A 25,524-nucleotide genomic window follows, 5' to 3' on the forward strand; every position below is an offset into this window, starting at 1 on the left:
TCCGATAATTCATTTTCAATCTAATAGCGTATTTCCCCTTAGTGCGACGCTGGATAAATACCTTGATGAAAATTCTGGCGGGACTTCGCGCGGTCCTTCGACCGTTAGCCACAAAGAAACATGACCAACTGTACGCCGCCGACTAAAGAGGTTGGCGACTTTCTGAGAGGTTCCGATAACAAGACTTTCCCCATAACGCCTCGGCTCAAGACATTTTGCTTTCCAAGCCTTTGCATGGTTCACGGCTTGGAAAACGATGTAAAGGTCCATGTCCAAGCGTGTTTATCTCTAATCCGTCGCTCTCGCCGTGACCAACATTACTGGGTTTGAATCCTGAGCCTCAATCCTGTGCGATTTGGGAAATGGGTTTCAGGCGCGCTTAGTCGTTCTGAAATAGAATGAACATCGGTGGTCTGCGAAACCCACGAAAAACGCAATTGCACCCCATGGCGATGCTCGGAAAAACAAGATTCCAGATCGCGATAGAACGGCGCTCTGCCACTCGTGTATTGAGAAGAGCAGAGCGCCAACAAGGCGGTTGATCAGTAAGGCGCCTCGACGTCGTTCATCGAGACGTAGACGGTTTTCATCTCGCTGAAATGGTTGATGGCGAGTTTTGAGTTCTCGCGACCGACACCCGACATCTTGGAGCCGCCAAACGGCGCCTCAACCGGGGCGAGGTTGTAGGTGTTGATGTAGCAAGTCCCGGCCTCGAACCCGGCGACGATGCGATGGGCGCGGGTCAGGTCGTTGGTGAAGACCCCAGCCGCGAGACCGAATTCAGTGTCATTGGCGCGGGCCAAGACTTCTTCTTCGGTGTCGAAATCCAGAACGGACATGACCGGGCCAAAGATCTCTTCGCGGGCGATGGTCATGTCGTCGGTGACGTCGGCGAACACGGTGGGTTGCATATAGAACCCCTCGCCCTCGATCCGTTCTCCTCCATAAACCAGACGCGCGCCTTCGGCTTTGCCCTTTTCCACATAGCCCAGCGCGATGTTCATCTGATTTTCGCTGACCATGGGGCCAAAGTTGACCTCTTCATCCAGCGGATCGCCGATCTTGGCGGTTGCCAGACGTTCGGCCAAGCGGGTCAGAAACGCCTCTTTGATACCTTTTTGAACGAACACGCGTGTGCCGTTCGAACAGACCTGACCCGAAGAATAGAAATTGCCCAGAATTGCGCCTGAGACCGCGTTTTCGATATCGGCGTCGTCGAACACGATCATGGGGGATTTGCCGCCCAGTTCCATGGTCACATGCTTCATGCCATCGGCGGCCGCGGCATAGACCTTGCGGCCGGTCGGCACCGAGCCGGTCAAAGACACTTTGGCAACGCGCGCATCAGTCACCAGCGATGCACCCACATCGCCATAGCCCTGAATCACGTTGTAAATGCCCTTGGGTGCACCTGCCTCGATCAGGATCTCGGCCACTTTTAACGCAGAGAGCGGGGTCGTTTCAGACGGTTTGAACACCATCGTATTTCCGCAGGCCAACGCCGGCGCGCCCTTCCAACAGGCGATCTGGGTTGGGTAGTTCCACGCGCCGATCCCGACGCAAACGCCCAGCGCCTCGCGGATGGTGTAGACGAAGTCTCCACCGCCCAGAGGGATGTGTTCACCGGTCAGGGATGCGGCCAGCCCTCCGAAATACTCCAGCGCATCCGCGCCCGAGGTCGCATCGGCCACCAGCGTCTCTTGCAGGGGTTTACCGGTGTCATGTGTTTCCAGAACCGACAGGTCGTAATTGCGGTTGCGCATGATGTCTGCGGCGCGGCGCAGAACACGGCCACGCTCGGTCCCGGACATGGCTGCCCATTCCGCTTGCGCCGCTTTTGCACTGTTCAAAGCCTGATCAACGATCTCGGGCGTGGCTGAATGCAGCCGGGCAATGACCTCACCCGTTGCAGGATAGATCACATCAATCGGCGCGCCGTTGGTGTCTTCGACATATGCGCCATTGATGAAATGGCTCGCCTTGGGCTGAAATTTCATGCCGGGTTCCTTTTCCGAAGCAATTTCCCAAGCGTGTATCTTTTGTTGATTGGTCAGTCAATAAAACTGAATCACGGCAAACTCCCGCTGATGTGAATCGCCGTGCCCTTGAAAAAAAGAGTTAATGTTCTATTTATGTTCCACATAGTCATAGGAACATTCCGATGTCTTACCACGCCCGAAATCAGGCCCTAAACGGCCCTTCGAACGACTACCACCTGCTGCCGGTCACAGATCGGCAGATGCGCTATGCCCGCGCCATCGCCGAGCAGACCGCACTAGAAATCCCGGTGGAGGCGCAACGTGACCGCAAGTCCATGTCTGCTTGGATCTCGGCTCACAAGCCCGAGGATTCATCGCCCTTTGCCAACTACCCGACCGGCAAACAGGTCGCCTTTGCTGAACGGATATCGCGCAGCAAACGTCGCCCGATCCCGTCCGAGTGCTTTCGCGACAAACAGTTGATGTCGCGTTGGATCGACCAGAATAAATAGAGCCTAATGCGCGTGGTTTCGCGAATAAAGCGACACAGCAGCCGCAACAAACATGCCCAAAAGGATATACCCCGTGACGGCCTCGGACACGGCCAATCCGCGGCACAGGCCTGTGGGGCTCATGTCGCCATACCCGACCGTGGTGAAGGTGACATATGAGAAATACAGGATATCGGCAGGGCCTTCCGCCCCGAGAACGCAATTGTCGTTGTAGCCAAAGGCCCCGTAGACGGCTGCAAACAGGAACGGCACGACCTGAATGAAGGATACACCCATCAGGAACAACAACCTGCGCGGCGATTTCACCTGGGTCATGTAGTACCACGACTGCGACACCAGCCAGATCAGCAACGCGACCGAGGCAATGGTGCCGATCGTGTCCCCAGCGGTGGTCTCACTCAACCGCGACAGGCCGAACCATGCCAGGAAACTGGCCAGCACCAACCCGGCAGCGGCCAGAAAGGTCGATTTCCATTCCGCCAGAGTTGTCGGTTTGCGGGTCATTGAAACTCCATCACAGCAATCCGGCAACAATCATCGGGATTCCCCGCCGACCTGCAAGCGGAATTCAGACGCTGCCCAGATGTTCATCGCCACGCGCGCGGGCCAGGAGGATCTGTTTCTGCCGCTCGCGGAAACGCATCTTGTCGGCCTCCGACGTCTCATCCACGCAGAGATGGCAAGACACGCCATGTTCATATTCCGGGCGCTTCACATCTTCGGGCAGGATCGGGCGGCGGCACCCGTGGCACAAGTTATGCGGCCCCTCGACCAGACCGTGGCCAACCGACACACGATTGTCGAAAACGAAACACTCGCCCTGCCAGGTGCTGTCCTCAGCGGGCATTTCTTCGAGATAGCGTAGGATGCCACCTTTAAGGTGATAGACATCCTCGACCCCCTGCCCCAGCAGAAAATTGGTGGATTTCTCGCAGCGGATACCACCAGTGCAGAACATCGCGACACGCTTATTGTGGAATCGGTCCTTGTTCTGCTCCCACCAGTCGGGAAATTCGCGGAAGCTGGCAGTTTCAGGGTCTATTGCGCCCTCAAACGTGCCAATCGCCACCTCATAGTCGTTGCGCGTGTCGATCACGACCACATCGTCCGAGCGGATCAGATCATTCCATTCCTCGGGTTCGACATAGTTGCCGACGCGGGCGCGCGGATCGACATCCGGCTGGCCCATGGTCACGATCTCTTTCTTCAGACGCACCTTCATCTTGCCAAAAGGCGGATGGTCGGCGGTGGCCTCTTTCCACTCCAGATCGGCACAGCCCGGCAGGGCCTTGATATGCGCCAGAACGGCGTCGATCCCGGAGCGCGGGCCAGCAATCGTGCCGTTGATCCCCTCTTGCGCCAGCAACAGGGTGCCTTTGACCGATTGCGCGCGGCACAGGTCCAACAGCGGCGCGCGCAGGGCGGCGTGATCAGCGAAACGGGTGAAGTGGTAGAGGGCAGCGATCGTATACATGCGCGCGGTCTAAACCTGACAGCGCAGAGTCGCAAGGGATCGGATTGACGCCCCCGGAACCGCGCCGTACCGATAAACCAAAGGAGAGATTGCCATGACCCATGCCCTGCTTGTCATCGACGTCCAGAATGATTTCTGCCCCGGCGGAGCGTTGGCAGTGGCCGGAGGGGACGAGATCGTTGCCCCGATCAACGCCATGATGGACAGGTTTGATGCCGTCATCCTGACGCAGGACTGGCATCCGGCGGGGCATTCCTCATTCGCCAGCTCGCATCCGGGCAAGGCCCCCTTCGAGATGACCAAGATGTCCTATGGCCCGCAGGTTCTGTGGCCCGACCATTGCGTGCAGGGCACCGATGGCGCGGGTTTTCACCCGGATTTGCGCACGGATGGCGACCTGATCATCCGCAAAGGGTTCCGCAGCGCCATCGACAGCTATTCAGCGTTTTTCGAGAATGATCAGGCAACGCCGACCGGGTTGAAAGGGTATCTGGACACTCGCGGCATTTCGAAACTGACCCTCGTGGGGCTCGCGACCGATTTCTGTGTTCACTATTCTGCAGTTGATGCCGCGAAGCTGGGCTTCGACGTCACCGTGGCTCAAAGCGCCTGCCGTGCGATTGACATGGATGGTTCACTGGCTGCGGCGCAACAGGCTATGCAGGCCGCCGGGGTTACTCTGGCCGACTAAGGCGCTGCACCCGTTTCTGCGAGATACTTAAACACCGCGAACAGAATCACCGCAACTCCAAGACCAACACCAATCCGCCCCTTTGCCGTCCTGCGTTTGGGCATGTCAGGCTGTGGCACCGGAGGGCGCTGAACGGGAATAACCCGGACAAGCCCATCAACTGCCTCGGCGCGGCGAATGTGGCCGAGGAATTGCCGTAGATCGAACTCACCACAGTATTCCCCCTGCACACCGCGGGTTTTGATGTTGTCGAATAGAGTGCGCAGTATCCGAGTTCGGTCGGGCAGGTCTTCGGTTGGAAACTTGTCCGGCACGATGCCACTGACATGGGAGTCGAGATCGAACCCCGCGTCCTGAAACATCGTGCGGATCCCTGGGGAAGCCCCGCGCAACGCGTCAGAGGTCTTCACATCTCTGAACCGCGCACAGACCTGAGCCGGAACATCCCCTTCCGCCGGTCTTTCAACCATATCAAAATCGTACAGCAAACTCATTAACAACCATCAGTTTTGTCTTTCCATCCCACCCCATCACTAATTGGTGAAAACACCGGACAATAAGCCCGCATTGTGACGCCAAACGGGCATTGTCACCGAATCAGCGACTCTTGCCATTCACCGTGCTGATTGATCTAACAACGGAAATTGCAGGAGTTCCCCATGGTCGACATCGCGACCCGTGTCTACAATCACAAATGGAAGATCGACCCGATTGTGCGGTCTTTGATCGACACGGATTTCTACAAACTGCTGATGTGCCAGTCAGTGTTTCGCAACAAGCCCCAAACAGATGTCGCGTTTTCCCTGATCAACCGCTCGAATCACGTGCCGCTGGCCCATTTGATTGACGAAGGTGAGCTGCGGGAACAGCTGGATCACATCCGTTCGCTCAGCCTCAGCCGGGGGGAAAGCACGTGGCTGCGGGGCAATATGTTCTATGGCAAAAGGCAGATGTTCCGTTCGGATTTCATGGAGTGGTTCGAGAATATGCGCCTGCCGCCCTACCATCTGGAACGTAAAGGTGACCAATACGAACTGACCTTCGAGGGCAAATGGCATGAGGTCATGCTGTGGGAAATCCCCGCGCTCGCGGTGCTGATGGAGCTACGCTCGCGCGCGGTGCTGAACCACATGCGCCGGTTCGAGCTTCAGGTGCTCTATGCCCGTGCGATGACGCGTGTGTGGGAAAAGATCGAACAGCTGGGTTCTATCGAAGGGCTTGGGATTGCAGATTTTGGCACGCGGAGGCGGCATTCCTTCCTTTGGCAGGATTGGTGCGTTCAGGCCATGATCGAGGGGCTGGGTAAATCGTTCACCGGCACCTCGAACTGCCTGATCGCGATGCGGCGCGAGGTTGAGGCTATCGGCACCAATGCGCATGAACTGCCCATGGTCTATTCCGCCCTCGCCGACACGGATGAAGCGCTGGCGCAGGCCCCCTATGATGTTCTCAGCGACTGGCATGACGAACATGAGGGCAATCTGCGCATCATCCTGCCCGACACCTATGGCACCAAAGGGTTTCTGGACCATGCCCCCGACTGGCTGGCCGGGTGGACGGGCATCCGTATCGACAGCGGCGATCCCGCAGCTGGTGCCGAGGTCGCGATCGACTGGTGGACGTCTCGTGGCGAGGACCCTAAGCAGAAGCGGATCATCTTCTCAGACGGTTTGGACGTCGACAAGATCAAAGAGCTGCACAGTCAGTTCTCAGAGCGCACCAATATCTCCTTTGGCTGGGGCACGCTGCTGACCAACGACTTCCGCGGCCTTGTTCCAGATGACGCGCTGGCGCCGTTCTCGCTGGTTTGCAAGGCGGTGTCTGCCAATGGGCGCCCGACGGTCAAACTGTCGGATAACCCGGAAAAAGCCATGGGACCTGCCGAGGAAATCGAGCGCTACAAGCGGGTGTTCGGCGTTGGCGCGCAGAAACCAATCGAGGTGATCGTCTAGCCGTGTAAGGCAGCCACCGTCTTGAGTTGCGAAAAGCCATAGAGCGCCTCGAACCCTTTTTCGCGACCGTGTCCGGATTTTCCGACCCCTCCGAATGGTAGCTCTACGCCTCCGCCGGCGCCGTAATTGTTAATGAACACCTGCCCCGAACGGAGGCGCTTGGCCAATCGCATCTGCCGCGCCCCGTCGCGCGTCCAGATGCTGGCGACCAATCCATAGTCGGTGCTATTGGCTATGGTTAGAGCCTGTTCTTCGGTCTCAAACGGGATCAAGACCTGCACTGGACCAAAGATCTCTTCCCGGGCCAGAGCGTGATCGGCAGGCACGTCAGAGAAGAGGGTCGGGCATACATAGGCCCCCGCCTTGGGCGCGTCGGGTGCGATTTGCCCCTGTCCTGCAATCGCCAAATCCGCGCCTTTGGACAAGAACCCGGAAACAATTGCCTTCTGGCGGTCCGAGATCAGCGGCCCTACGCGCAGGTCATCCAACGCAGGCCCAACGGTCAGTTGCGCGTAGGCCTCGGCCATCTGCTCCTTGACCTGCTCATACAAACCGCGTTGCACCAGAATGCGCGACGAGGCCGAGCAGGTTTGTCCCGCGTTCTGAATGCCCGCATTGACCAGAAACGGTAGGGCAGCTTCTAAGTCAGCGTCATCGAAAACCAATTGCGGAGACTTCCCGCCCAGCTCAAGCGTCACTGGAACCACATTTTTCCCGGCCGCTTGCTGCACCAAAGCCCCCGTCGCAACCGATCCGGTGAACGAGATATGGTCGACACCCGTATGCCCGGACAGCGCCGCGCCAGCCTCAGCCCCCAGACCTGGGACGACATTCTGCGCCCCGGCGGGCAAACCGGCCTCAACCGCCAGATGGGCGAAGGCGAGGGCGGTCAGGCAGGCCTCTTCGGCGGGCTTCAGAACGCAGGCGTTGCCCATGGCCAGCGCCGCCCCGACCGAGCGTCCAATGATCTGCATCGGGTAATTCCACGGCACGATATGCCCCGTGACACCATGCGGCTCGCGCAGGGTGTAGACGGTATAACCGTCGAGATAGGGGATGGTCTCACCCATCACCTTATCCGCCGCACCCCCGTAGAATTCGCAATACCGCGCTAAAGCGATGGCATCGGCGCGGGCCTGGGTCAGCGGTTTGCCGACATCCATGGCCTCAAGCCGTGCAAGGTCGTCCACCCGGTCCAGAACCAATTGCCCAAGTCTGCTCAGGATGCGCCCCCTCTCAAACGCAGGCATCCGGCCCCAGTCCCCGTTCAACGCAGATCGCGCGGCAACAACAGCCGCATCGATATCTGCCTGCTGACCACGTGCAATCTGGCAGAGTTCCGACCCGTCCGAAGGGTTCACAAGCGGCAAGTATTCCCCTGCTTCCGGTCTTTGCCATTCCCCGCCGATCAGGCATTGGCTGGGGTCGAACCAAATCGGGTTGGTCATTGGGAACTCCTGTGTTTAGGCTCTAATACGGAGCATATCATGCGATTTTACGCCCAATTTCAGCCAGCTGCGGCGCGGCAGAGATCAGCTTCTGGGTATAAGGGTGGCGGGGATTGGCAAAGACATCCTCAGTCTCGCCCTGTTCGACGATTTTCCCGGCCTGCATCACCATCACCCGATCCGTGATCGTACGCACGACGCTCAGATCGTGGCTGATGAACAGGTAGGTCAGATCATAGGCCGCGCAAAGCTCAGCGAGAAGATCGAGGATCTGCGCCCGGACCGACACGTCGAGGGCCGAGACTGCCTCGTCAAACAAGATCAGTTCTGGTCGGATAATCAACGCGCGGGCAATGGCGATACGTTGCCGCTGCCCTCCCGAGAATTCGTGGATGTATTTCCCAGCATCATCCGGGCTGAGGCCGACGGCGCGTAGCATCTCGGCGATCCTGTCCTGACGCTCGGACCCTGTCGGAGGAGTTTCCAGCAAGTGAAACGGTTCCGTGATCAACCGCGCGACGCGGTGGCGCGGGTTGAAGCTGCCATAAGGGTCCTGAAACACGACCTGCATCTTGCGGCGGACGTCGAGATTTGGCTTGTGGCCCGAGTAAACGGGGGCGCCATCCAGACGGATATCGCCGGATTGAACCTCCTCAAGACCAAGAATAGCCCGAGTTAGGGTAGATTTTCCACATCCTGACTCTCCGACCAGACCCAGACGCTCTCCGCGGTTGAGGGTAAAGCTGATCGTGTCCACCGCCCGCATATGGGCGGGCTTTGTGAACAGTCCCGTGCGCGGCAGGCGATAGTCACGAACCACGTCGGTGACCTCAAGCAAGGGCTTTTGCTCCTGAGTTTCGGGCAGAGCAACTTGATGGTTCGAGGCGTCAAATAGCATCCGCGTATAGGGGTGCTGCATGTTTCTAAGCAGATGATCGGTTGCTCCGCTCTCGACCACTTCGCCCCGACGCATGACCACAATGTGATCCGCCATATCGGCCACCACGGCTAGATCATGGGTGATCATCAGAAGCCCCATGTCGTATTCGCGCACCAGCCCCTTCAGCAGGTCCAGTATTTGGGCCTGAGTGGTCACGTCCAGGGCTGTCGTGGGCTCATCCGCGATCAGCAACCTGGGCCTGAGCGCAATCGCCATCGCGATGACCACGCGCTGACGCTGACCGCCCGACAGCTCATGCGGGTAGCGGGACAGAGGGAAACGGTCAGGAGGCAGGCCAACACGACTGAGAACCTCTTGCGCGCGGGCCTCAGCTTGCGCGCGGGACATCGCTTTGTGGATCAGGATGGTCTCCATCACCTGATCGCCGATGGTTTTGACCGGGTTCAGGGCGGTCATCGGCTCCTGAAACACCATTCCGATCGACGCGCCACGAAGGGCGCACATTTCTGTCTCGGGCAGGTTTAGGATCTCTTGCTCGTCCAGATGTATCGACCCGTCGGTGCTCGCTCCGTCTGGCATCAGTTGCATGACGGCCAGCGCAGTCATGGACTTGCCCGAGCCGCTCTCTCCCGTGACCGCCACGATCTGACCGGGCGCAATTGACAGACTGACTTGCTTCAGAATCTCAGCTTCATGAATGGCCAGAGACAGGTTTTCGATCCGCAACAAACTCATGCCCGCGCCACCCGAATGCGGGGGTCCAGCCAGTCGCGCAGACCGTCACCCAGCAAGTTCAGACCCAGCACCGTCACAATGATTGCCAGACCCGGAATTAGAGCCAAATGCGGGGCGAAACTGACCATTGTCTGCGCATCGGCCAGCATCCGGCCCCAGCTTGGCGTGGGTGGCTGTGCGCCGAGACCGACGTAACTCAGCCCCGCCTCGGCCAGGATTCCAAGGCTGAACTGGATGGTGCCCTGAACGATCAGCAGGTTGGCGACATTGGGCAGGATATGTTCCGCCGAAATCCGTGCCGCTCCCTTGCCCGAGACGCGGGCGGCGAGGATGAACTCACGCTCCCACAGGGACAGGGCCGCGCCGCGGGTGATACGGGCGAAGACGGGGATGTTGAAAATGCCGATAGCGATGATCGCATTGATCGCTCCGGCACCAAAAACGGCTGTGATCAGGATGGCAATGACCAGAGAGGGGAAGGCAAAGACCAGATCATTACCGCGCATGATGACTTCATCCAGCCAAGATCCCTTGCGTGCGGCCGCTGTCAGGCCCAAGGGCACGCCCAACGCCATACCGATCCCCACCGCCACCAACGCAACGGCGATGGACGTGCGCGCGCCGACCATGATCATCGAGAACATGTCGCGCCCGAAGTGATCGGTGCCGAACCAATGCTGCGCATTGGGTGGCTGCAGTTTCGCGGGAATGTCCAGAGCAGCATGGTCATAGGGCGTCCAGACAAACGAGATCAGCGCCGCCAGCAAAACCAGAGACGACAGCACTGCGCCAAGGATCAGGTTTCGGCTCATGTCCGGCTCCTCAGCCTTGGGTCAACGGCGGCATAGGCCAGATCGACCAGAAAGTTCACTGTGATGACGGCGAAAACCAGCAGCATCACCACGGATTCCACAACGATCAAATCGCGGGCTGAGATTGCCTGAAACACCAACCGCCCGAGGCCGGGCAAGTAGAAGACCTGCTCGATAATGATCGACCCGGCCAGCAGGAACGAAAATTGCAGCCCGATGATCGTCAGCACCGGAATCAGCGCGTTGCGCACTCCGTGTCTCCACAGCGCCTGACGGCGGGAAAGCCCCTTAGCACGGGCGGTGCGCATGAAATCCTCGCCAAGTATGTCGAGCAGCGACGACCGCATCACCCGCGCCAGAATGGCCGCTTGCGGCAGCGCCAAAGCGATGGCGGGCAGGGTCAGGGAATGCAGCCCGGGCCAGAACCCTTTGTCCCAACCGGCGAACCCTCCGGCGTTGAACCAGCGGAGGTTGATGGCGAAGATCAGCACCAACATCATCGCGAACCAGAAATTCGGCACCGCAATGCCCAGTTGCGTAGCCCCCATGACCGTCAGATCGCCCGGTTTACCGCGACGGGCGGCGGCGTAGATGCCCGCTGGAAAGGCGATCAGGGTGGACAGGGTCAGCGCATATAGCGCCAGCGGCAATGACACCCATAGCCGATCCGCGATCATCTGCGATACCGGCGTGCGATAGGTGTAGGAGGTACCAAAATCGCCGACCAGCATGCCACCAATCCAATTAAAGTACCGATCAAGTTTGGACATATCCAACCCCAACTCGGCACTCAGAGCGGCCAGCGTATCGGGCTGCGCGTTGACGCCCAGCATGAATGAGGCTGGATCGCCCGGTGCGATCTCGATCACGGCGAAGATCACCACCGAGGCAACCGCCAGGCTGATCACCAGCGAAATCAGACGTTTGAGGGCATAGCGAAGCATCAGCGCCACGTTAGGCCGCGCCGCGCTTTGGGTCCAGCACCAGTTCCATTGTCGAGAATCAGTGCGGGCCCTATTCTGAGACCATTGTTTGAAAGGAAATTGATGATGAGAATACCTGTACTTGCGGCTTTGTTTTTAGCCGCAGCGGGCACGGCGCCCGCTCAGCAACTGGATGTGGATTTCGTGATCACCGAAGACGGGCAAGCCGCAGGATGCGCGGCCAGTATCGTCTCGGGTCTGGATCCAAACGGTGATGGCTTTCTGGCTGTGCGCACGGGACCGGGGTCAAACTATTTCCAGGTCGACCAACTGCGCAACGGCGACACAGTCCGCACCTGTGCACAACAAGGGGAGTGGATCGGCGTCTACTATGGCCAGCCCCGACGCAAGGGCTGGGTTCATAGCAATTGGTTGATTGCCGGGGCGGGTTAGCCCCGACAGTTACTCAGCCCAGCTGATCGCGGTGAGATCAATGGCGGCTGTTGGCGCATTCTGCCACAGCCCCTGAACGCCTGCTTTCGCCACGCCGAGCTTGGCCAATTGGAACAAGTATCCGTTGACGTAGTCGCTGGAAATCAGCCGCTGTGCCTCACCCATCAGGCGGGTGCGCTCATCCGGGTCGGTTGTGGTGTTCAGCAGATCCATCAGCGCCTGAAAATCCGAGCTTTCATACTGGAAATAGTAATCGGGCCGGGCATAGATGCCGATATCCATCGGCTCAGTATGGCTGACGATGGTCAGGCCGAAATCCTTGCCCTTGAAGACCGATTCCAACCACTGCGCCCATTCGACATTGATGATCTCGGCCGTGATTCCGACCTCGGCCAATTGAGCGGCGATGATCTCGCCGCCACGGCGCGCATAGGACGGGGGCGGCAGATGCAGTGTGGTTTCGAACCCGTCTGCCAGACCGGCCTCGGCCAGCAGGGATTTGGCTTTTTCCGGATCATAGGCGGATTGCCCGGTCAGATCGACATAGGCCGGGTGATGCGGCGCGAAATGGGTGCCGATGGGGGTGCCATAGCCGAACATGGCACCGTCAATGATCGCCTGACGGTCGATCGCGTGGGCCAACGCCTGCCGAACGAGGATATCGTCAAAGGGCTCCTGCTTGTTGTTCGTAGACAGGATCGTCTCCCCCTCGGTCGAGCCGACAAGCACCTGAAAGCGTGGATCGGCCTCGAACTGAGGCAGGTTTTCCGGCGCGGGGAAATTGTCGAACACATCCACATCCTCGGCCATCATGGCTGCAAAAGCGGCGGTCGGATCCGAGATGAACTTGAACGTAGCCGTCTCTAACGCTGGCTGATCGCCCCAATAATCGGGATTGCGGCTCAGCGTGATGCTGTCGCCCTGCACCCATTCGCCAAAGGTGAACGCCCCAGTTCCGACCGGATTGGTCTTGATGTCGTCGATACTGTCTGAGGCCACGATCACGGCGTCGCCCCAGGCCATGTTGAACAGGAAATTCCCATTTGGCTCGGACAAGGTCACCTTGACGGTCGTCGGGTCCACTGCTTCGACGCTTTCGATGCCAGCGAACAGCGCCTTTTGCGCATTCGCACTGTCCTCGGCCATAGCGCGATCCAGACTGAACTTGACGTCCTCGGCATCCATCGTGGTGCCATCGTGGAAGGTCACCCCATCGCGCAGCTTGAAGGTATAGACGGTGCCGTCATCGGAAATCTCCCAGCTTTCCGCCAGCCCCGGCACGACCGAGCCGTCGCCCATGAAACGGGTCAGACCTTCGAAAATATTGGTGTAAACAACCGAATCAATGGCCTGTGCGGCGGCACTGGTCGGGTCCAGATGCGGTGGCTCCAGCTGCATGGCGATGGTGATGTCGGATTTCGCCAATGCCTGCGTCGCCAGCACACTGGCGCTTAGCGCCAATATGGATCCGAAGGTTCGAAACATCTGCTTTGTCATGAAAATCTCTCCCCGTTGATGTCAACGTAGCCGCGTGTTTTTGGGCCTATCGGAGGCCAGTGTTCCCTTAAACCTAGGGTCATTCAAGGAAATGTTCGCGCAACCGGGGTTTCGCGGGCCCGGTCAGATCTGTTATGCCGCGCTGCAACATGAACCGTGCCGGAGCCGAGCATGAGCGCCACAGCCCGCAAAAAAGCCCCGAACGCCGAGGATATCCGCGCCCGTAAAGGCGGCGATCCTTTGGTCAGTCTGACGGCCTACACCACGCCGATGGCCCGACTGATGGACGCCCATTGCGACTTTGTCCTTGTTGGCGACAGCGTCGGAATGGTGCTGCACGGGCTGGAATCGACCCTTGGCGTGACGATCGAAATGATGATCCTGCACGGTCAGGCCGTCGCTCGCGGCCTGGACCGCGCGATGATGGTGATCGACATGCCCTTCGGCAGTTACGAGGAAAACCCAGCGCAAGCCTTCCGCAATGCCGCCCGCCTGATGGCGGAAACCGGGGCGGGTGCGGTGAAACTGGAAGGTGGGGTCGAGATGGCCGAGACCATCCGCTTTCTGGTCAAGCGCGGCATTCCCGTCATGGCCCATATCGGCCTGACGCCGCAATCCATCAACACGCTGGGCGGCTACAAGGTGCAAGGCCGCGACGAACAGGCCGACGCGGTGCTGGCTGATGCCGCCGCCGTGGCACAAGCAGGTGCGTTTTCCGTTGTGTTAGAGAAGGTTCCGCAAGGATTGGCCGACCGGATCACGGCTGAGGTGGCAATTCCGACCATCGGCATCGGGGCCTCGGCAGGCTGTGATGGGCAGATCCTTGTGGTCGACGACATGGTTGGCTTTTTCACCGCGTTCAAACCGAAATTCGTCAAACGCTACGCCGAACTTGGCCGATTGGCCGAAGCCGCCATTGCTGAATACGCCGCCGAAGTACGCGCCCGCACCTTCCCGGCGGATGAGCATGTGTTTGCGGATCAGGCCCCCAAAGGCGCCAGCACATGACCGCTCCTATTCTGCGCCGATTGGCGGACCTGCGGGCTTTGACCACGCAATGGCACCGTGACGGAGAGGTCATCGGCGTCGTCCCCACAATGGGCGCGCTGCATCAGGGGCATTTGTCACTGGTCGAGGCGGCCAAGGCCGGGTGCGACCGCGTGATTGTCACGATCTTTGTGAACCCCAAACAATTCAACAACCCCGAGGATCTGGCCAACTACCCGCGGACCGAGCGTGAGGACGCCGAAATACTGGCTCCCTATGGCGTTGACGCGATTTATGTGCCGGATCCGGATCAGATCTACCCCGAGGGGTTCTCGACAACGGTTTCGGTCGCGGGCCTGACCGATGTGATGGAGGGGCCCTTCCGCCCCGGTCACTTCGAAGGCGTCGCCACGGTGGTCGCCAAACTGTTCCTGCAAACGCAGGCGGATCGAGCCTATCTCGGGGAAAAAGACTATCAACAGCTGTTGGTCGTGCGGCGCATGGCCCGTGATCTGGATATCCCGATCGAAGTCATCGGTTGCCCCACCGTGCGTGAGCCGTCGGGCTTGGCGATGTCCTCGCGCAATCTACGCCTCTCAGCCGAAGGGCTGCAGATCGCGGCGCAGAAGAACCAGATCATGCGCAGGATGGCAGAGGCGCTGTCAGAGGGCGCGGATTTCGCGCCGCTTGCGCAAACTGCACGGAATAGCCTGATTAAGGCGGGCTTCGCCGAGGTCGAATATATCGACCTGCGCTGTGCCGAAACGCTGCAGGCCCTGCCTCGCGCCGACCGCCCGGCCCGCCTGTTTGTCACCGCCTGGGCGGATGGCGTTCGGCTGATCGACAATATCCCGGTCACTGCAGCCTGATTTCTGCTCTGGCCCCTGCGCGAGTGTTTGCGCTAAAGTCCCGCAAAACACCACCGGGGGAGGAACGCGGGCATGACATATATTCTGGCTATTGATCAGGGCACGACATCATCGCGCGCCATTTTGTTTGACGCTCAGATGCAGCGTGTGGGAACGGCCCAGCAGGAATTTCCCCAGCATTTCCCGCAGGAAGGCTGGGTCGAACATGATGTTGAGGATATCTGGAACAGCGTTCTGAGCGTTTGTCAGGAGGTGATGGAATCCACGGGCACAACGCCTGCGCAGATTGCCGGGATTGGTATCACCAACCAGCGTGAAACCACCGTGGTCTGGGACAAATCCACCGGCAAAGCGATCCACAATGCCATCGTCTGGCAGGACCGCCGCACAGCCGATATCTGCGCCCGCTATAAACAGGCCGGGTGCGAGGATGACGTGACCCTGCAAACCGGGCTGCTTTTGGACCCCTATTTCTCGGGTACAAAAGTGAAATGGCTGTTGGATACCGTTCCCGGCGCGCGCGAAAAGGCCGAAGCCGGAGAGCTTCTGTTCGGCACCATCGACAGTTTTCTGATCTGGCGGCTGACCGAAGGGCGCAAGCACGTCACCGATGCCACCAACGCCGCCCGGACCCTGTTGTTCGACATCCACAAAGGCGCGTGGAGCGCTGAGATCTGCGATCTGCTGGACGTCCCGATGGCGATGCTGCCAGAGGTGCTGGATTGCGCAGCTGATTTCGGCGCGACAACGCTGCTTGGCGGCAATGTCCCTATTCTGGGCGTGGCCGGGGACCAACAGGCCGCCACCATCGGACAAGCCTGCTTCCAGCCGGGCATGATGAAATCGACCTATGGCACCGGCTGCTTTGCCCTGTTGAACACCGGCACGCAGCCGGTTGCCTCGAAGAACCGTCTACTCACCACGATCGGGTATCAGCTGGATGGGCAACGGACCTATGCGCTAGAAGGCTCGATCTTTATTGCCGGGGCCGCCGTGCAGTGGCTGCGCGACGCGCTACAGATCATCGACTCGGCCCCGCAGAGCGGCGATCTGGCCGCGCAGGCCGATCCGAACCAGCATGTGGTGCTGGTGCCCGCCTTCACCGGGCTGGGCGCGCCCTACTGGAAACCGGATTGCCGTGGCGCTATGTTCGGACTGACCCGCAACTCGGGCCGGGCCGAAATCACCCGCGCCACACTGGAAAGCATCGCCTTCCAGACTCGAGACCTGTGGCACGCCATGCAAGGTGACTGGGGCGCCGAGGCCGAAGTGATCTTGCGCGTCGATGGCGGGATGAGCGCTTCTGACTGGGCCATGCAAGGCCTCTCCAACATTCTGGGCGCACCGGTCGATCGCCCCGTGATGCAGGAAACAACCGCCTTGGGGGCGGCTTGGTTGGCGGGCACGAAGGCCGGGATCTATCCCGATCAGGACGGTTTCGCCGAGACATGGCAGCTGGATCAGAGATTCGAGCCTGACATGCCGCAAGAGGACCGCGACGCGGCCTATTCCCGTTGGCAACGCGCCGTTCAGGCGGCCATGGCGTTCTGATAAGCCGATCAGCAATCACCGTGTAGGCCGGGCTTAAGCCCGGCACCGCCCTCAACAGCGTTTCGAGTTAGCTGTGATCTTTCATCAGCCGCTGCTTCTGCCGCGACCAATCCCGCTTGGCCTGCGTTTCGCGCTTGTCATGCAGCTTTTTACCCTTGGCGATCCCGATCTTCAGCTTCGCCCGGCCCTTGTGGTTGAAATACAGCACCAGCGGCACCAGCGTCATTCCCTTGCGCTGGGTTGCATTCCACAGGTTCGACAGCTCTTTGCGCGACACCAGAAGCTTGCGGCGGCGGCGTTCTTCATGCTTGAAAACCTTGGCTTGCTCATAAGGGGCAATGTAGCTGTTGATCAGCCATAGCTCACCGTCATCGACCGAGGCATAGCTTTCGGCGATGTTCGACCCACCCACCCGCAGGGATTTGACCTCAGAGCCCTCCAGCATGATGCCGCACTCGATATCCTCTTCGATTGCGTAATCGAAGCGGGCGCGCCGGTTCTCGGCGATGACTTTATAATTCGGGTCTGTCTTCTGCTTGGCCATGACGCGATGATGTAGGCGGCTTGGGCCGTCCTTGCAAGGCGCAGCGCCTACCTCTTGGCCGAGATGATCAGATCTGGGCCAAAAATCGTGTCGGCATGGTTGGCGAGGTAGATCTTGAGCCACGGCGTGAAACGGGTGGGATGGCGACGTACTTCGGCCAGCAGATCGTGATAGTCGATCCAGCGGATATCCATCACTTCGTCCGGATTAGGCTCGATTTTCAACGGTCCGCGGACATGGGCGAGAAACACGTCAACGACCTCATGTTCCACCATGCTGTTGCCGACATCAGCGTGATATTCCAGCCGGTGGCGGTATTCCGGGTAGAGGCCGGTGATCCCCAATTCCTGACGCAGACGACGCACGGCACAGGCCGAGGCGCTTTCGTTCCAGTCAGGATGCGTGCAGCAGGTATTAGCCCAAAGACCCGGCGTGTGATATTTGCCCATGGCGCGGCGCTGCAGCAGAATTTCGGTGCCCCGCACGACAAAGACGGACACGGCCTTGTGCTTGAGGCCCTTTTCATGCGCCTCCAGCTTGTCGACGGGGGTCAATTGGCCATCAACCCAGGCCGGAATCATCAATCCCATCTGTCATCTCCTGATGCCGATCCGCCGGAACGGCGGGAATTTGGGGTTATGCAATGGCCAGATCGGCGTGGCGGTTCGGTGTCATGGGGCTGAGCGCGGGCACCGCATGGAACGAAGGTGGCAATGATAAGTCAGGTAATCAATCGCACGAAAGGCCGCAGGTGTGCGGCCTTTCGTCATGTCCAACAGGATTTTTGGCCGATTTTACTCGCCGGAGACGCTCACGATGTAGGCATAGACATCCTCGCCGCCATTTTTCAGACGGAACGACATCTTGGACTTGGCCGCGGTTTCGCCCAAGTAGTCCTTCAAGAACGCTTTGGGGTCCTGCGAATAGGCGACGAAGGTCTCTTCGTCCCAGACCAGCCCGTTTTCACCGGCAGCAACGATGCTGTCGCCGTATTTGAACCCTTCATAGGTGCCCGCAGTCCGACCTGCGATGCCGTAGAGGTTCGGCCCGGTCTTGCCGCCCTTGACGATCACTTCACCCTCGGGATCCGCGATCATGTGGCAGGATTTGCACTTGTTAAAGGCTTTCTTGCCAGCTTCGGCGTCGCCTTCTGCATAGGCTGGCAGGGCCAGCAGGCCGATGATTGCTGTAGCTAGGATGCGATTCATTTTTTGGCTCCGATACTTGGTGGCTTGCGCAGATGGTGCTTTGGAACGGCCCAGAGTCAACGCGCAGATTGCCGCGCATACGCGCCTCTGGGCGTTTGTACGGGCGTTTCTAATCTGTTGCGTTCAGCGTCGACCAGCAAGGTAGCAAATCGTCGTAGACGGGTGTCGCAAGATAAATCGCCCGTGCGATGGCCCGCGCGAGGCAGAGAGAGGCCGCATGGCCGATCTGCCCAAGCTCGGCCTCGGAGGTCATGGGCTTTGCTCCGTTGCTGACACCAAACACCAGATCGCCATCGCCCGGCGTATGCGCGGGAAGGATTGCGCGCGCGATCCCATCATGGGCGGCGACCGCAAGTCTCTGACATTGAGGTTTGGAGAGGGCCGCGTCGGTGGCGACGATGGCGATCGTCGTGTTGGCTTTTTGCGGATCGGCACGCATGGCCTGCGACTTGCGGCTGACTTGCGGCTGGCCCAGTCCGCCGCGTGAATCAGGCCCTAAACCGCCGAATTCATCGCCAATCTCGAACGGCGCGGCCCAGAAATGGCGATCACCCGGCGTTGTCACACTTCCCAGCGGGTTCGCCGCCACCAAAGCGCCAACGATCACACCGCTGTCCAAAACAAATGAGGCCGAACCCAGCCCGCCCTTGTGCATCGCCGCCAAGGCCCCGGTCCCGGCCCCAGTTGTGCCTAGGGTGAAATCCTTGCTGGCGGTTTCGAAAGCCTTGCGTCCCAAAACGCGGTAAGGGTTTTCGTCCCACGACTTGTCACCGCCGTTCAACAGATCGAACAGGATTGCGCCGGGAACGATTGGGACCTTGATATCGCCGACAGGAAATCCCCGGTCTTGTGCCCGTAGCGCGTCCGAGACGCCCGAGCAGGCATCCAGACCAAGGGCCGATCCACCGGACAAAGTGATGGCGTCGACATGGGTGACGGATTTGTCGGGGGCCAGCAGGTCGGTTTCGCGCGTGCCGGGGGCCCCTCCCATCACGTGGACCGAGGCGGTGAATGGCGTGTCGGCGGTCAGGACTGTTGTGCCAGACTTCAGCGCAGTGTCCTGCGCATTGCCGACCTTCAGGCCGGGGACATCGGTGATCAGGTTTCGGGGTCCGGGGGTCATTTTCGCCTTTTTTGTTGGGCCGAAAGCGCGCTAGCGCGCGCTGCCTCCGGCGGGGATATTTTTGGCCAGATGAAGAACGGATCAGATGCAACGGCCACCGTCGACCTCGAGCGCTGTGCCGGTGATCATGCTGGCCTCGTCTGAGCAGAGGAACAGGGCGGCGTTGGCCATGTCCTGTGGGGTTGAGAAGCGGCCCAGCGGGATGGTCGAGAGGAACTTTGCGCGAATCTCGGGCGTGTCTTCGCCCATGAAGGATTTCAGCAGCGGCGTTTCCCCTGCAACCGGGCAGATAGCGTTGACGCGCACGCCGGAGGGGGCCAGTTCTACCGCCATTGTTTTCGTCGCGGTGATCATCCAACCCTTGGAGGCGTTGTACCAGTTCAGATTGGGGCGCGGCGACAGCCCGGCGGTTGAGGCGACGTTGAGGATCGCCCCGGTGCCGCGCGCTTTCATCGCCGGGACAAAGGCGCGGGCGGTCAGGTAGACGGATTTCATGTTCACGTTGAAGACGCGGTCAAAATCCTCTTCGCTCACGTCTTCCAGCGGGGTGGGCAGATGGGTGACACCCGCGTTGTTGACCAGAATATCGAGTTGCCCAAAGGTGGCCTCGACCGCGTTGGCCATGGCCTGAACCGACGCGCCGTCGCTGACATCCACCTGCTGCGCTATGGCAGCGGAGCCCAGTTGCGCCGCCAGGTCCTGCGCCGCGTCGCCGTTGATGTCAGCGATCATCACGCGCGCGCCTTCGGCCAGAAACGTTTGTACGATCCCGGCCCCGAATCCAGATGCCCCTCCGGTGACGATTGCCGTTTTCCCCTCCAGCCTCATGACGTTACCCTCCTGCCGCTTTTGCGGGTCAGAGTATCAACGGGTCGGCAAGATACCAGATCAATCTTCTGATACTTTCCCGCGCAGCGCCTTGACGTCGCCACGAGCCTTTTTCGCGGCCAGACGGCGCTTGACCGAGCCGTAGGTGGGCTTGGTGGCAATCCGCCGCTTGGGTTTGACCAGCGCTCGGGCGATCAGTTCTGCCAAACGCGCGCGCGCAATCTCGCGGTTGCGGGCTTGAGAACGGGTTTCTTCACATTGAATGATGATCGCGCCATCCTTGGTCCAACGCCGTCCGGCCAGACGTTTCAGGCGGTTCTTCACCGGATCCGGCAGGGATGGAGAGCGCGCGGCCTCAAACCTAAGCTCGACAGCGGTCGAAACTTTGTTAACGTTCTGCCCACCGGGACCGGAGGAGCGGACGAAGCTTTCCGTCATTTCCCAATCCTGCAGGGCGATATCATCGGTGATGCGCAACATGGGGCGGACCTTACAAGGCGTGGTTGGAAACAGAAAGGGCCGCCCCGGTGGGGCGGCCCTTCGAAAGTTCAGGAGGTCGGGTCGGTTAGATCAATCGACCAGCCGGAGCGAGCGCTCCGCCAAGGGCTGCCCTAGCAGGCTTTCCCCCCGGTTGTTCCGACACCTCTCTCCAATCTCTTTCTTGACACTGGATCACCTCCTTTTCTATCTGTTGCGGTTAGTTTTGAGCCTGACACAAGATGCGCCATTCTCAAAGCTCTTTTTTACGCAGGCTGTGCGGCAGTCAGACGGGCGACGATCACCTTGAACGGGATCAGGGCGATCAAAGCCAATGACAGCTTCACGAGCCAGTCGGCAAAGGCCAGCGTGACCCACAGCGGAGCCATCGGGCCGGACAGCATGAACGGCACAGGCTCCCACGCCCAGTTGATCGCGACATCCGCGTTGGCACCGAAGAAGGGGACCGAGGCCGAGAAGGCGAGAGTGAAAAAGATCGCCGTATCCAGCGCCGAGCCAACCAGCGTCGAGACCAGCGGCGCGCGCCACCAGCGGCCACCGCGCAGCGAGTTGAACACGGTGACGTCTGTCAGCTGCGCGATCAGGAAAGCGGTGCCCGACGCAACAGCGATCCGCAGCGGAACGGCGGCATATTCGAACCCGTCGCCCTGAAGCATGATTTGGCTGCCGATCAGCGAGCAGATGATACCGGTGACAAACCCGGCGAATACGACCTTGCGGGCCGGACCCACGCCATAGACGCGGTTCATGATGTCAGTGACCAAAAAGGCCAGCGGATAGGTGAAAGCACCCCAGGTCAGCAGTCCGTCGAGGATCAGGAACTGAACCAGAATGTTCGAGGCCACAACAATGGCGGCCATGGCAAGGATGCCGGGAATATAAGAGCGTTGCATTTTCAGATGCCCGTTTTGACAAGGTAGCGGCGACTTGGCCAAGGGCTCATCCCAAGGCAAGCCGTGCGTTTAGACCCTTGGTCGCGACGTGTCAATCGGGCAGGAGGTATTCCACTATTTCGGTCCGCTGAAGCGCCAGAAAGTTATCGTCCGAGATCATCGTGGCGCGCAGGCGGTTTTGATCGTCGCGCCAGACCGACAGACCTTCGAGGTTATCATGTGTGCCGGTTTCGGTTTCCAGCAGAACCTCCTCGGCGCGTGGTGTGTCGATTGAAACGTCCCATCGACGCAGGCGGGTCCGAAATCCGATGAATGCGACCGAACGCTCAAGCACATAGAAGCGCCCATCTGGGCCGAAATCAGCGGCAACGGGCAGGAAGCGATCCCGTTGTGGCAGGGTAAAAGGGGTCGACCAGGTGGTCCCGTCCCAGCGAAAAACCGGAATATCGCCGCGCGCCGTGCGGGTTTTCTCCGGCAGGGTATAGAGATGCCCTTGCCCGTCAATCGCCAGCCCTTCGAACGAGCCGTTGTGATCCAGCTTGCTGAAGGCGTGAGGGCGCGGCAGAACCTGCGCGTTGGCCTCCGGAGAGCTATAATTGGCCACGCGATGAACGCCTTCGAAGGACACGAAAAAGGCGCCACCTGGCGCAAGGGCGATTCCTTCGGAGTCCCCCGCCCGGCCACTCAGCTTACGCCCCATGCTGGACAGAAGCGGCCCATGGTTTTGCACTTCGATACCCGATATCGCACCTTCTTTGCGCGTGATCCGGGCCGCGGTGAGGGTTGCCCGGTCGCTCAGAATCGTAGCGTAGGATCCATCGTCGCTCAGGTGTATGGCCGAGAAGCCACCGAACCAATCGGTGGCCTCGACCCATGTATAGCTGCCCAGAAATGCGGCGCTCTTGACCTCAACCGCTGCGACCTGACCGGCCCAAAAAGCGGCTGAAATCAGTTGGACGACAAAACGGCAGCGCATTGCTGGGGAAGATCGGCCATTACATATTCACGACGTTTCTTTGGAGCAGGTGCGTTCGGATCTGGTGGCGGAGGGTTGAGGATATTGTTGACCCACTCTTGCGCCTGTGCGCAGCCATCACCCTTTGGCGGCGGGTCCTGATTGACGCAACCTTTCGACCCACGCGGACATTTCAGGCGCACGTGGAAGTGGTAGTGATGCCCCCACCAAGGCCGGATCTTGCGCAGATAAGCCCGGTTGCCCTTCTCTTCCTTGCACATCTGAACCTTTGCACCGGGGAATACGAAAATCCGCGCGACGCGCTTGTCCTTTGCGGCTGCGCGCAGAACGGCATGGTGCTGTTTGGTCCAGTTGCCGTTCACGAAGGCTCCGTTCGAGCGACGCAGGGAAATGGACGAGATATTCTCACGCGCGTTACGCGACAGCCGCATGTTGTCTCCGGGCAGCATCCAGATATCGATATCCAGCCCCAACTGGTGCGAGCGATGGCCTGAGGTCATCGGCCCGCCCCGCGGCTGGCTGATATCCCCGACATAGAGACCATTCCAGCCCGGCTGCTTGGCCGCAAACCGGCTGAGGTCCTGCACGTAATCTATCGCCTCGGGGTGGCCCCAGTTGCGATTGCGCGACAGGCGCATGGCCTGCCATGTGGGCCCGGTTTCAGGCAGCTGCACCGAACCGGCGGCGCATCCGCGCGAATAACTGCCGAAAGCGGCTGGTTTTTGTTGTGAGCTTTGCTTTTGCGCCCCGAACAATTGCTTGGCCAGTGGCTGCGCCCCCGCCGTGCCTGCCCATGTGATCGTGGCCAATAGTGCCAAAAAACGTAGTAAAATCATCTGCTCTGATCCCCTTCCGGCTTTACCCAGCGCATCAGGAATAGACCCAGAATAAACAACAGAATGATTGGTGACACCCCTAGTCTTGCACTACCGGTCACAGTTGTTGCCACTCCGATCAGCAATGGCGCGGCGAAGGCGGTTGCACGGCCGGACAGGCCATAGAGCCCGAAGCTTTCAACCGGAGCTGCGGGATCGGTATGGCGCACCATCATTGAGCGGCTGGCGGATTGCAGAACCCCGCCCATACCGCCGATGAGGATGCCACAGCCGAAAAAGACTATGTCGGGCAGTCCGGACCCTTCGGGCAGTGCAATGCCGTAGATCTGCGTCCGGTCCATCGAAACGACGGTGATACAGACAAAGATCAGCACCCAGATTGCAACCAGAATGACCGGTTTAGGGCCGTATTTCCGATCCAACTTGCCCCCGATCCACGCAAAAATGGCGGAGGCCAGAACGCTGACAATCCCGAAGACACCGATCTTGATCAGATCCCACTCAAGAACCAGCCGCGCATAGACTCCACCAAAGCTGTAAAGCCCGTTCAACGCGTCGCGGTAAAACATCGACGACCCGAGATAAGTCGCCAGACTGACCCGATGCCGCAGGTTCGAGATTGAGTGCCCCAGCAAGCGTAGCGCCTCGGCGAAACTGCCGGTTTTCTCGGCTTTTGGGTCATCACGTACCCACAGGAAATATGGCACCATGAACAAAACGAACCACGCGGCGGTGAAAGGCCCAACAAAACGCGTGCCCTCGCTGGTGGCGGCATCCAGACCCAAAGCAGGTTCTATCCCGATCAACGTCTTGCCGTTGGGCTGTTCGACAAATAACGCCAGCATGATCGCCAGCGATATCAACCCGCCAAAGTATCCGAAGGCAAAACCTGAGCCTGAGATCTCACCCACCTGATTATCATCGCCCAGATCGGGCAGCTGCGAGTTGATGAAGATCAGCGCATACTCTGCCCCGACAAAGCCCAGCCCAAAGGCCGACAGCATCAGCCACATGTTCGAGCCGTCGGGCATCGTGTGCCAAAGCGCAGCGGACCCCACCGCATACATGACCGAGAACGCAAAAATCCACGGTATGCGGCGACCCGAAACATCTGCCATCGCCCCCAGCAGGGGCGCGCCAAATGCGATGATCAGCCCGGTGATGGTCAGGCAATTGGCCCAGACCGTCTGCGCCCGTGCGGCGGCGGCTTGCGGGTCCAGCCCGGCATCGGTGAAATACCCTGCGGCGACCCCGGCGAAATAGGGGCCGAAAACAAAAGTGACCAGCAGCGTATGATAAGGCTGCGACGCCCAATCAAAAAACCACCAGCCCCAGATGCGCTTGCGATTGGAAATCTCTGCCATGACTGCCCCAGTTATTCTTTTGTCCAATAAGACGGGTGTTTGGCCCATTTCGCAAGCTTTCAGTTGGCGCAGGCTTGCTCTTTGCGGCGTGTGTGCTTAGGTCTTTTTCGGTGAAAGAACGGAGTACCCATGCTGTCGCTGATCCAAATCCTGCTGCTGATCCTGGACATTGTCTGGTTCATCATCCTCGCCCACGTGATCATGAGCTGGCTGATCAATTTCCAGGTGCTGAATCTGCACCAACAGCTGGTCGCGCAAATCTGGTACGGCCTGAACCGCATTCTCGAACCGATCTACGGCCCGATCCGCCGTATCCTGCCGAATATGGGCGGGCTGGATCTGACCCCTCTGGTCGTGCTGATCGGGGTCTATGCGGCACGGATTATCCTGATCAACAATGCGGGCTATTTCGTCTGACCTCTTGTTCACCGAATCTTAGTATGTGATTGTCCTTTCTTAAGAGCAGATAA

27 protein-coding genes are annotated in these 25,524 nt (G+C 59.5%); 8 read left to right on the plus strand and 19 right to left on the minus strand.

The genetic code is table 11. The features are described 5' to 3' along the window. Window positions 1-542: 542 nt before the first annotated feature. The gene (gene betB / locus ACR0I8_RS18740) at window positions 543-1,997 is read right to left on the minus strand and encodes a betaine-aldehyde dehydrogenase (protein WP_170692186.1); all 1,455 of its coding nucleotides are present in this window, start codon (window positions 1,995-1,997) and stop codon (window positions 543-545) included. Between the two features lie 164 nt (window positions 1,998-2,161). Between betB and ACR0I8_RS18745 the strand changes: the two genes are divergently transcribed. After that, entirely contained in the window at window positions 2,162-2,491 is a 330-nt protein-coding gene (locus ACR0I8_RS18745) for a hypothetical protein (RefSeq protein ID WP_170379451.1), read from the plus strand. Between the two features lie 3 nt (window positions 2,492-2,494). On the opposite strand, the gene ACR0I8_RS18750 is transcribed toward ACR0I8_RS18745, so the two are convergent. Together ACR0I8_RS18750 and trhO are read right to left on the minus strand one after the other, a co-directional pair. Continuing rightward, on the minus strand, window positions 2,495-2,995 hold the full coding sequence (locus ACR0I8_RS18750; protein ID WP_170379453.1) for a potassium channel family protein: 501 nt from the start codon (window positions 2,993-2,995) through the stop codon (window positions 2,495-2,497). Window positions 2,996-3,059: 64 nt separating this feature from the next. Further along, window positions 3,060-3,965, minus strand: coding sequence for an oxygen-dependent tRNA uridine(34) hydroxylase TrhO (gene trhO, locus ACR0I8_RS18755; protein ID WP_170692189.1), 906 nt, complete (start codon window positions 3,963-3,965; stop codon window positions 3,060-3,062). Window positions 3,966-4,059: 94 nt separating this feature from the next. On the opposite strand from trhO, the gene pncA reads away from it, so the two are divergent. Beyond that, the gene (gene pncA, locus ACR0I8_RS18760; protein ID WP_170692191.1) at window positions 4,060-4,656 is read left to right on the plus strand and encodes a bifunctional nicotinamidase/pyrazinamidase; all 597 of its coding nucleotides are present in this window, start codon (window positions 4,060-4,062) and stop codon (window positions 4,654-4,656) included. On the opposite strand, the gene ACR0I8_RS18765 is transcribed toward pncA, so the two are convergent. Then, entirely contained in the window at window positions 4,653-5,150 is a 498-nt protein-coding gene (locus tag ACR0I8_RS18765) for a hypothetical protein (protein ID WP_170692193.1), read from the minus strand. The two genes, pncA and ACR0I8_RS18765, sit on opposite strands and share 4 nt — an antisense overlap. Before the next feature lie 165 nt (window positions 5,151-5,315). Here ACR0I8_RS18765 and pncB point away from each other — a divergent pair, with 165 nt between their 5' ends. Then, window positions 5,316-6,608 carry a nicotinate phosphoribosyltransferase gene (gene pncB, locus ACR0I8_RS18770; protein WP_170692197.1) on the plus strand — a complete coding sequence of 431 codons (1,293 nt, stop codon included), beginning with the start codon at window positions 5,316-5,318 and terminating at the stop codon, window positions 6,606-6,608. On the opposite strand, the gene ACR0I8_RS18775 is transcribed toward pncB, so the two are convergent. From ACR0I8_RS18775 to ACR0I8_RS18790, 4 genes are read right to left on the minus strand one after another with little or no spacing between them, the layout of a single operon-like run. Further along, window positions 6,605-8,056: an aldehyde dehydrogenase family protein gene (locus ACR0I8_RS18775; protein WP_170692200.1), complete on the minus strand. Its 1,452-nt coding sequence runs from the start codon at window positions 8,054-8,056 to the stop codon at window positions 6,605-6,607. The genes pncB and ACR0I8_RS18775 overlap by 4 nt on opposite strands. 37 nt (window positions 8,057-8,093) lie before the next feature. After that, window positions 8,094-9,692, minus strand: coding sequence for a dipeptide ABC transporter ATP-binding protein (locus ACR0I8_RS18780; RefSeq protein ID WP_170692203.1), 1,599 nt, complete (start codon window positions 9,690-9,692; stop codon window positions 8,094-8,096). Continuing rightward, window positions 9,689-10,504, minus strand: a complete 816-nt coding sequence (locus tag ACR0I8_RS18785; protein ID WP_170640558.1) for an ABC transporter permease — start codon at window positions 10,502-10,504, stop codon at window positions 9,689-9,691. The genes ACR0I8_RS18780 and ACR0I8_RS18785 overlap by 4 nt, the downstream gene beginning before the upstream one ends. Further along, a complete protein-coding gene (locus tag ACR0I8_RS18790; RefSeq protein ID WP_170692205.1) occupies window positions 10,501-11,448 on the minus strand; it encodes an ABC transporter permease in 948 nt (315 codons plus the stop codon). Before ACR0I8_RS18790 ends, ACR0I8_RS18785 begins: the two co-directional genes overlap by 4 nt. A 105-nt stretch (window positions 11,449-11,553) precedes the next feature. Between ACR0I8_RS18790 and ACR0I8_RS18795 the strand changes: the two genes are divergently transcribed. Beyond that, window positions 11,554-11,880, plus strand: coding sequence for an SH3 domain-containing protein (locus tag ACR0I8_RS18795; protein WP_170692208.1), 327 nt, complete (start codon window positions 11,554-11,556; stop codon window positions 11,878-11,880). Between the two features lie 9 nt (window positions 11,881-11,889). On the opposite strand, the gene ACR0I8_RS18800 is transcribed toward ACR0I8_RS18795, so the two are convergent. Beyond that, window positions 11,890-13,377 carry an ABC transporter substrate-binding protein gene (locus ACR0I8_RS18800; protein WP_170692211.1) on the minus strand — a complete coding sequence of 496 codons (1,488 nt, stop codon included), beginning with the start codon at window positions 13,375-13,377 and terminating at the stop codon, window positions 11,890-11,892. 171 nt (window positions 13,378-13,548) lie between these two features. Between ACR0I8_RS18800 and panB the strand changes: the two genes are divergently transcribed. From panB to glpK, 3 genes are all read left to right on the plus strand, one after another. Continuing rightward, a complete protein-coding gene (gene panB / locus ACR0I8_RS18805) occupies window positions 13,549-14,385 on the plus strand; it encodes a 3-methyl-2-oxobutanoate hydroxymethyltransferase (RefSeq protein WP_170692214.1) in 837 nt (278 codons plus the stop codon). Next, window positions 14,382-15,233, plus strand: a complete 852-nt coding sequence (panC, locus tag ACR0I8_RS18810) for a pantoate--beta-alanine ligase (RefSeq protein WP_170692217.1) — start codon at window positions 14,382-14,384, stop codon at window positions 15,231-15,233. Before panB ends, panC begins: the two co-directional genes overlap by 4 nt. 72 nt (window positions 15,234-15,305) lie before the next feature. Beyond that, complete coding sequence (gene glpK, locus ACR0I8_RS18815) at window positions 15,306-16,784, plus strand: glycerol kinase GlpK (protein ID WP_170692219.1); 1,479 nt, start codon at window positions 15,306-15,308, stop codon at window positions 16,782-16,784. Between the two features lie 67 nt (window positions 16,785-16,851). On the opposite strand, the gene smpB is transcribed toward glpK, so the two are convergent. The 10 genes from smpB to ACR0I8_RS18865 all read right to left on the minus strand — a co-directional run bounded on the left by smpB (window position 16,852) and on the right by ACR0I8_RS18865 (window position 25,054). Further along, complete coding sequence (smpB, locus tag ACR0I8_RS18820; RefSeq protein ID WP_170692222.1) at window positions 16,852-17,328, minus strand: SsrA-binding protein SmpB; 477 nt, start codon at window positions 17,326-17,328, stop codon at window positions 16,852-16,854. A gap of 47 nt (window positions 17,329-17,375) precedes the next feature. Then, window positions 17,376-17,918, minus strand: coding sequence for an isopentenyl-diphosphate Delta-isomerase (gene idi / locus ACR0I8_RS18825; protein ID WP_170692225.1), 543 nt, complete (start codon window positions 17,916-17,918; stop codon window positions 17,376-17,378). A 204-nt stretch (window positions 17,919-18,122) separates the two neighbouring features. Then, window positions 18,123-18,536: a cytochrome c family protein gene (locus ACR0I8_RS18830; RefSeq protein WP_170379484.1), complete on the minus strand. Its 414-nt coding sequence runs from the start codon at window positions 18,534-18,536 to the stop codon at window positions 18,123-18,125. Window positions 18,537-18,645: 109 nt separating this feature from the next. Further along, window positions 18,646-19,659, minus strand: a complete 1,014-nt coding sequence (locus ACR0I8_RS18835; protein WP_170692228.1) for a P1 family peptidase — start codon at window positions 19,657-19,659, stop codon at window positions 18,646-18,648. 81 nt (window positions 19,660-19,740) lie between these two features. After that, entirely contained in the window at window positions 19,741-20,487 is a 747-nt protein-coding gene (locus ACR0I8_RS18840; RefSeq protein ID WP_170692230.1) for an SDR family oxidoreductase, read from the minus strand. Window positions 20,488-20,547: 60 nt separating this feature from the next. Then, a complete protein-coding gene (gene arfB / locus ACR0I8_RS18845) occupies window positions 20,548-20,967 on the minus strand; it encodes an alternative ribosome rescue aminoacyl-tRNA hydrolase ArfB (RefSeq protein WP_170692233.1) in 420 nt (139 codons plus the stop codon). A 263-nt stretch (window positions 20,968-21,230) separates the two neighbouring features. Beyond that, window positions 21,231-21,878, minus strand: coding sequence for a queuosine precursor transporter (locus ACR0I8_RS18850; RefSeq protein ID WP_170692236.1), 648 nt, complete (start codon window positions 21,876-21,878; stop codon window positions 21,231-21,233). A 91-nt stretch (window positions 21,879-21,969) separates the two neighbouring features. After that, window positions 21,970-22,854 (minus strand): esterase-like activity of phytase family protein, encoded by an 885-nt coding sequence (locus tag ACR0I8_RS18855; RefSeq protein ID WP_170692239.1) that lies wholly within the window; start codon window positions 22,852-22,854, stop codon window positions 21,970-21,972. Beyond that, on the minus strand, window positions 22,827-23,690 hold the full coding sequence (gene mepA, locus ACR0I8_RS18860; RefSeq protein ID WP_170692241.1) for a penicillin-insensitive murein endopeptidase: 864 nt from the start codon (window positions 23,688-23,690) through the stop codon (window positions 22,827-22,829). Before mepA ends, ACR0I8_RS18855 begins: the two co-directional genes overlap by 28 nt. Next, on the minus strand, window positions 23,687-25,054 hold the full coding sequence (locus ACR0I8_RS18865) for an MFS transporter (protein ID WP_170692245.1): 1,368 nt from the start codon (window positions 25,052-25,054) through the stop codon (window positions 23,687-23,689). Before ACR0I8_RS18865 ends, mepA begins: the two co-directional genes overlap by 4 nt. Before the next feature lie 129 nt (window positions 25,055-25,183). Here ACR0I8_RS18865 and ACR0I8_RS18870 point away from each other — a divergent pair, with 129 nt between their 5' ends. Continuing rightward, complete coding sequence (locus ACR0I8_RS18870) at window positions 25,184-25,471, plus strand: YggT family protein (protein ID WP_170472916.1); 288 nt, start codon at window positions 25,184-25,186, stop codon at window positions 25,469-25,471. Window positions 25,472-25,524: the final 53 nt, after the last annotated feature.

The sequence above is a fragment of the Ruegeria sp. BG9 genome, from assembly GCF_056538305.1.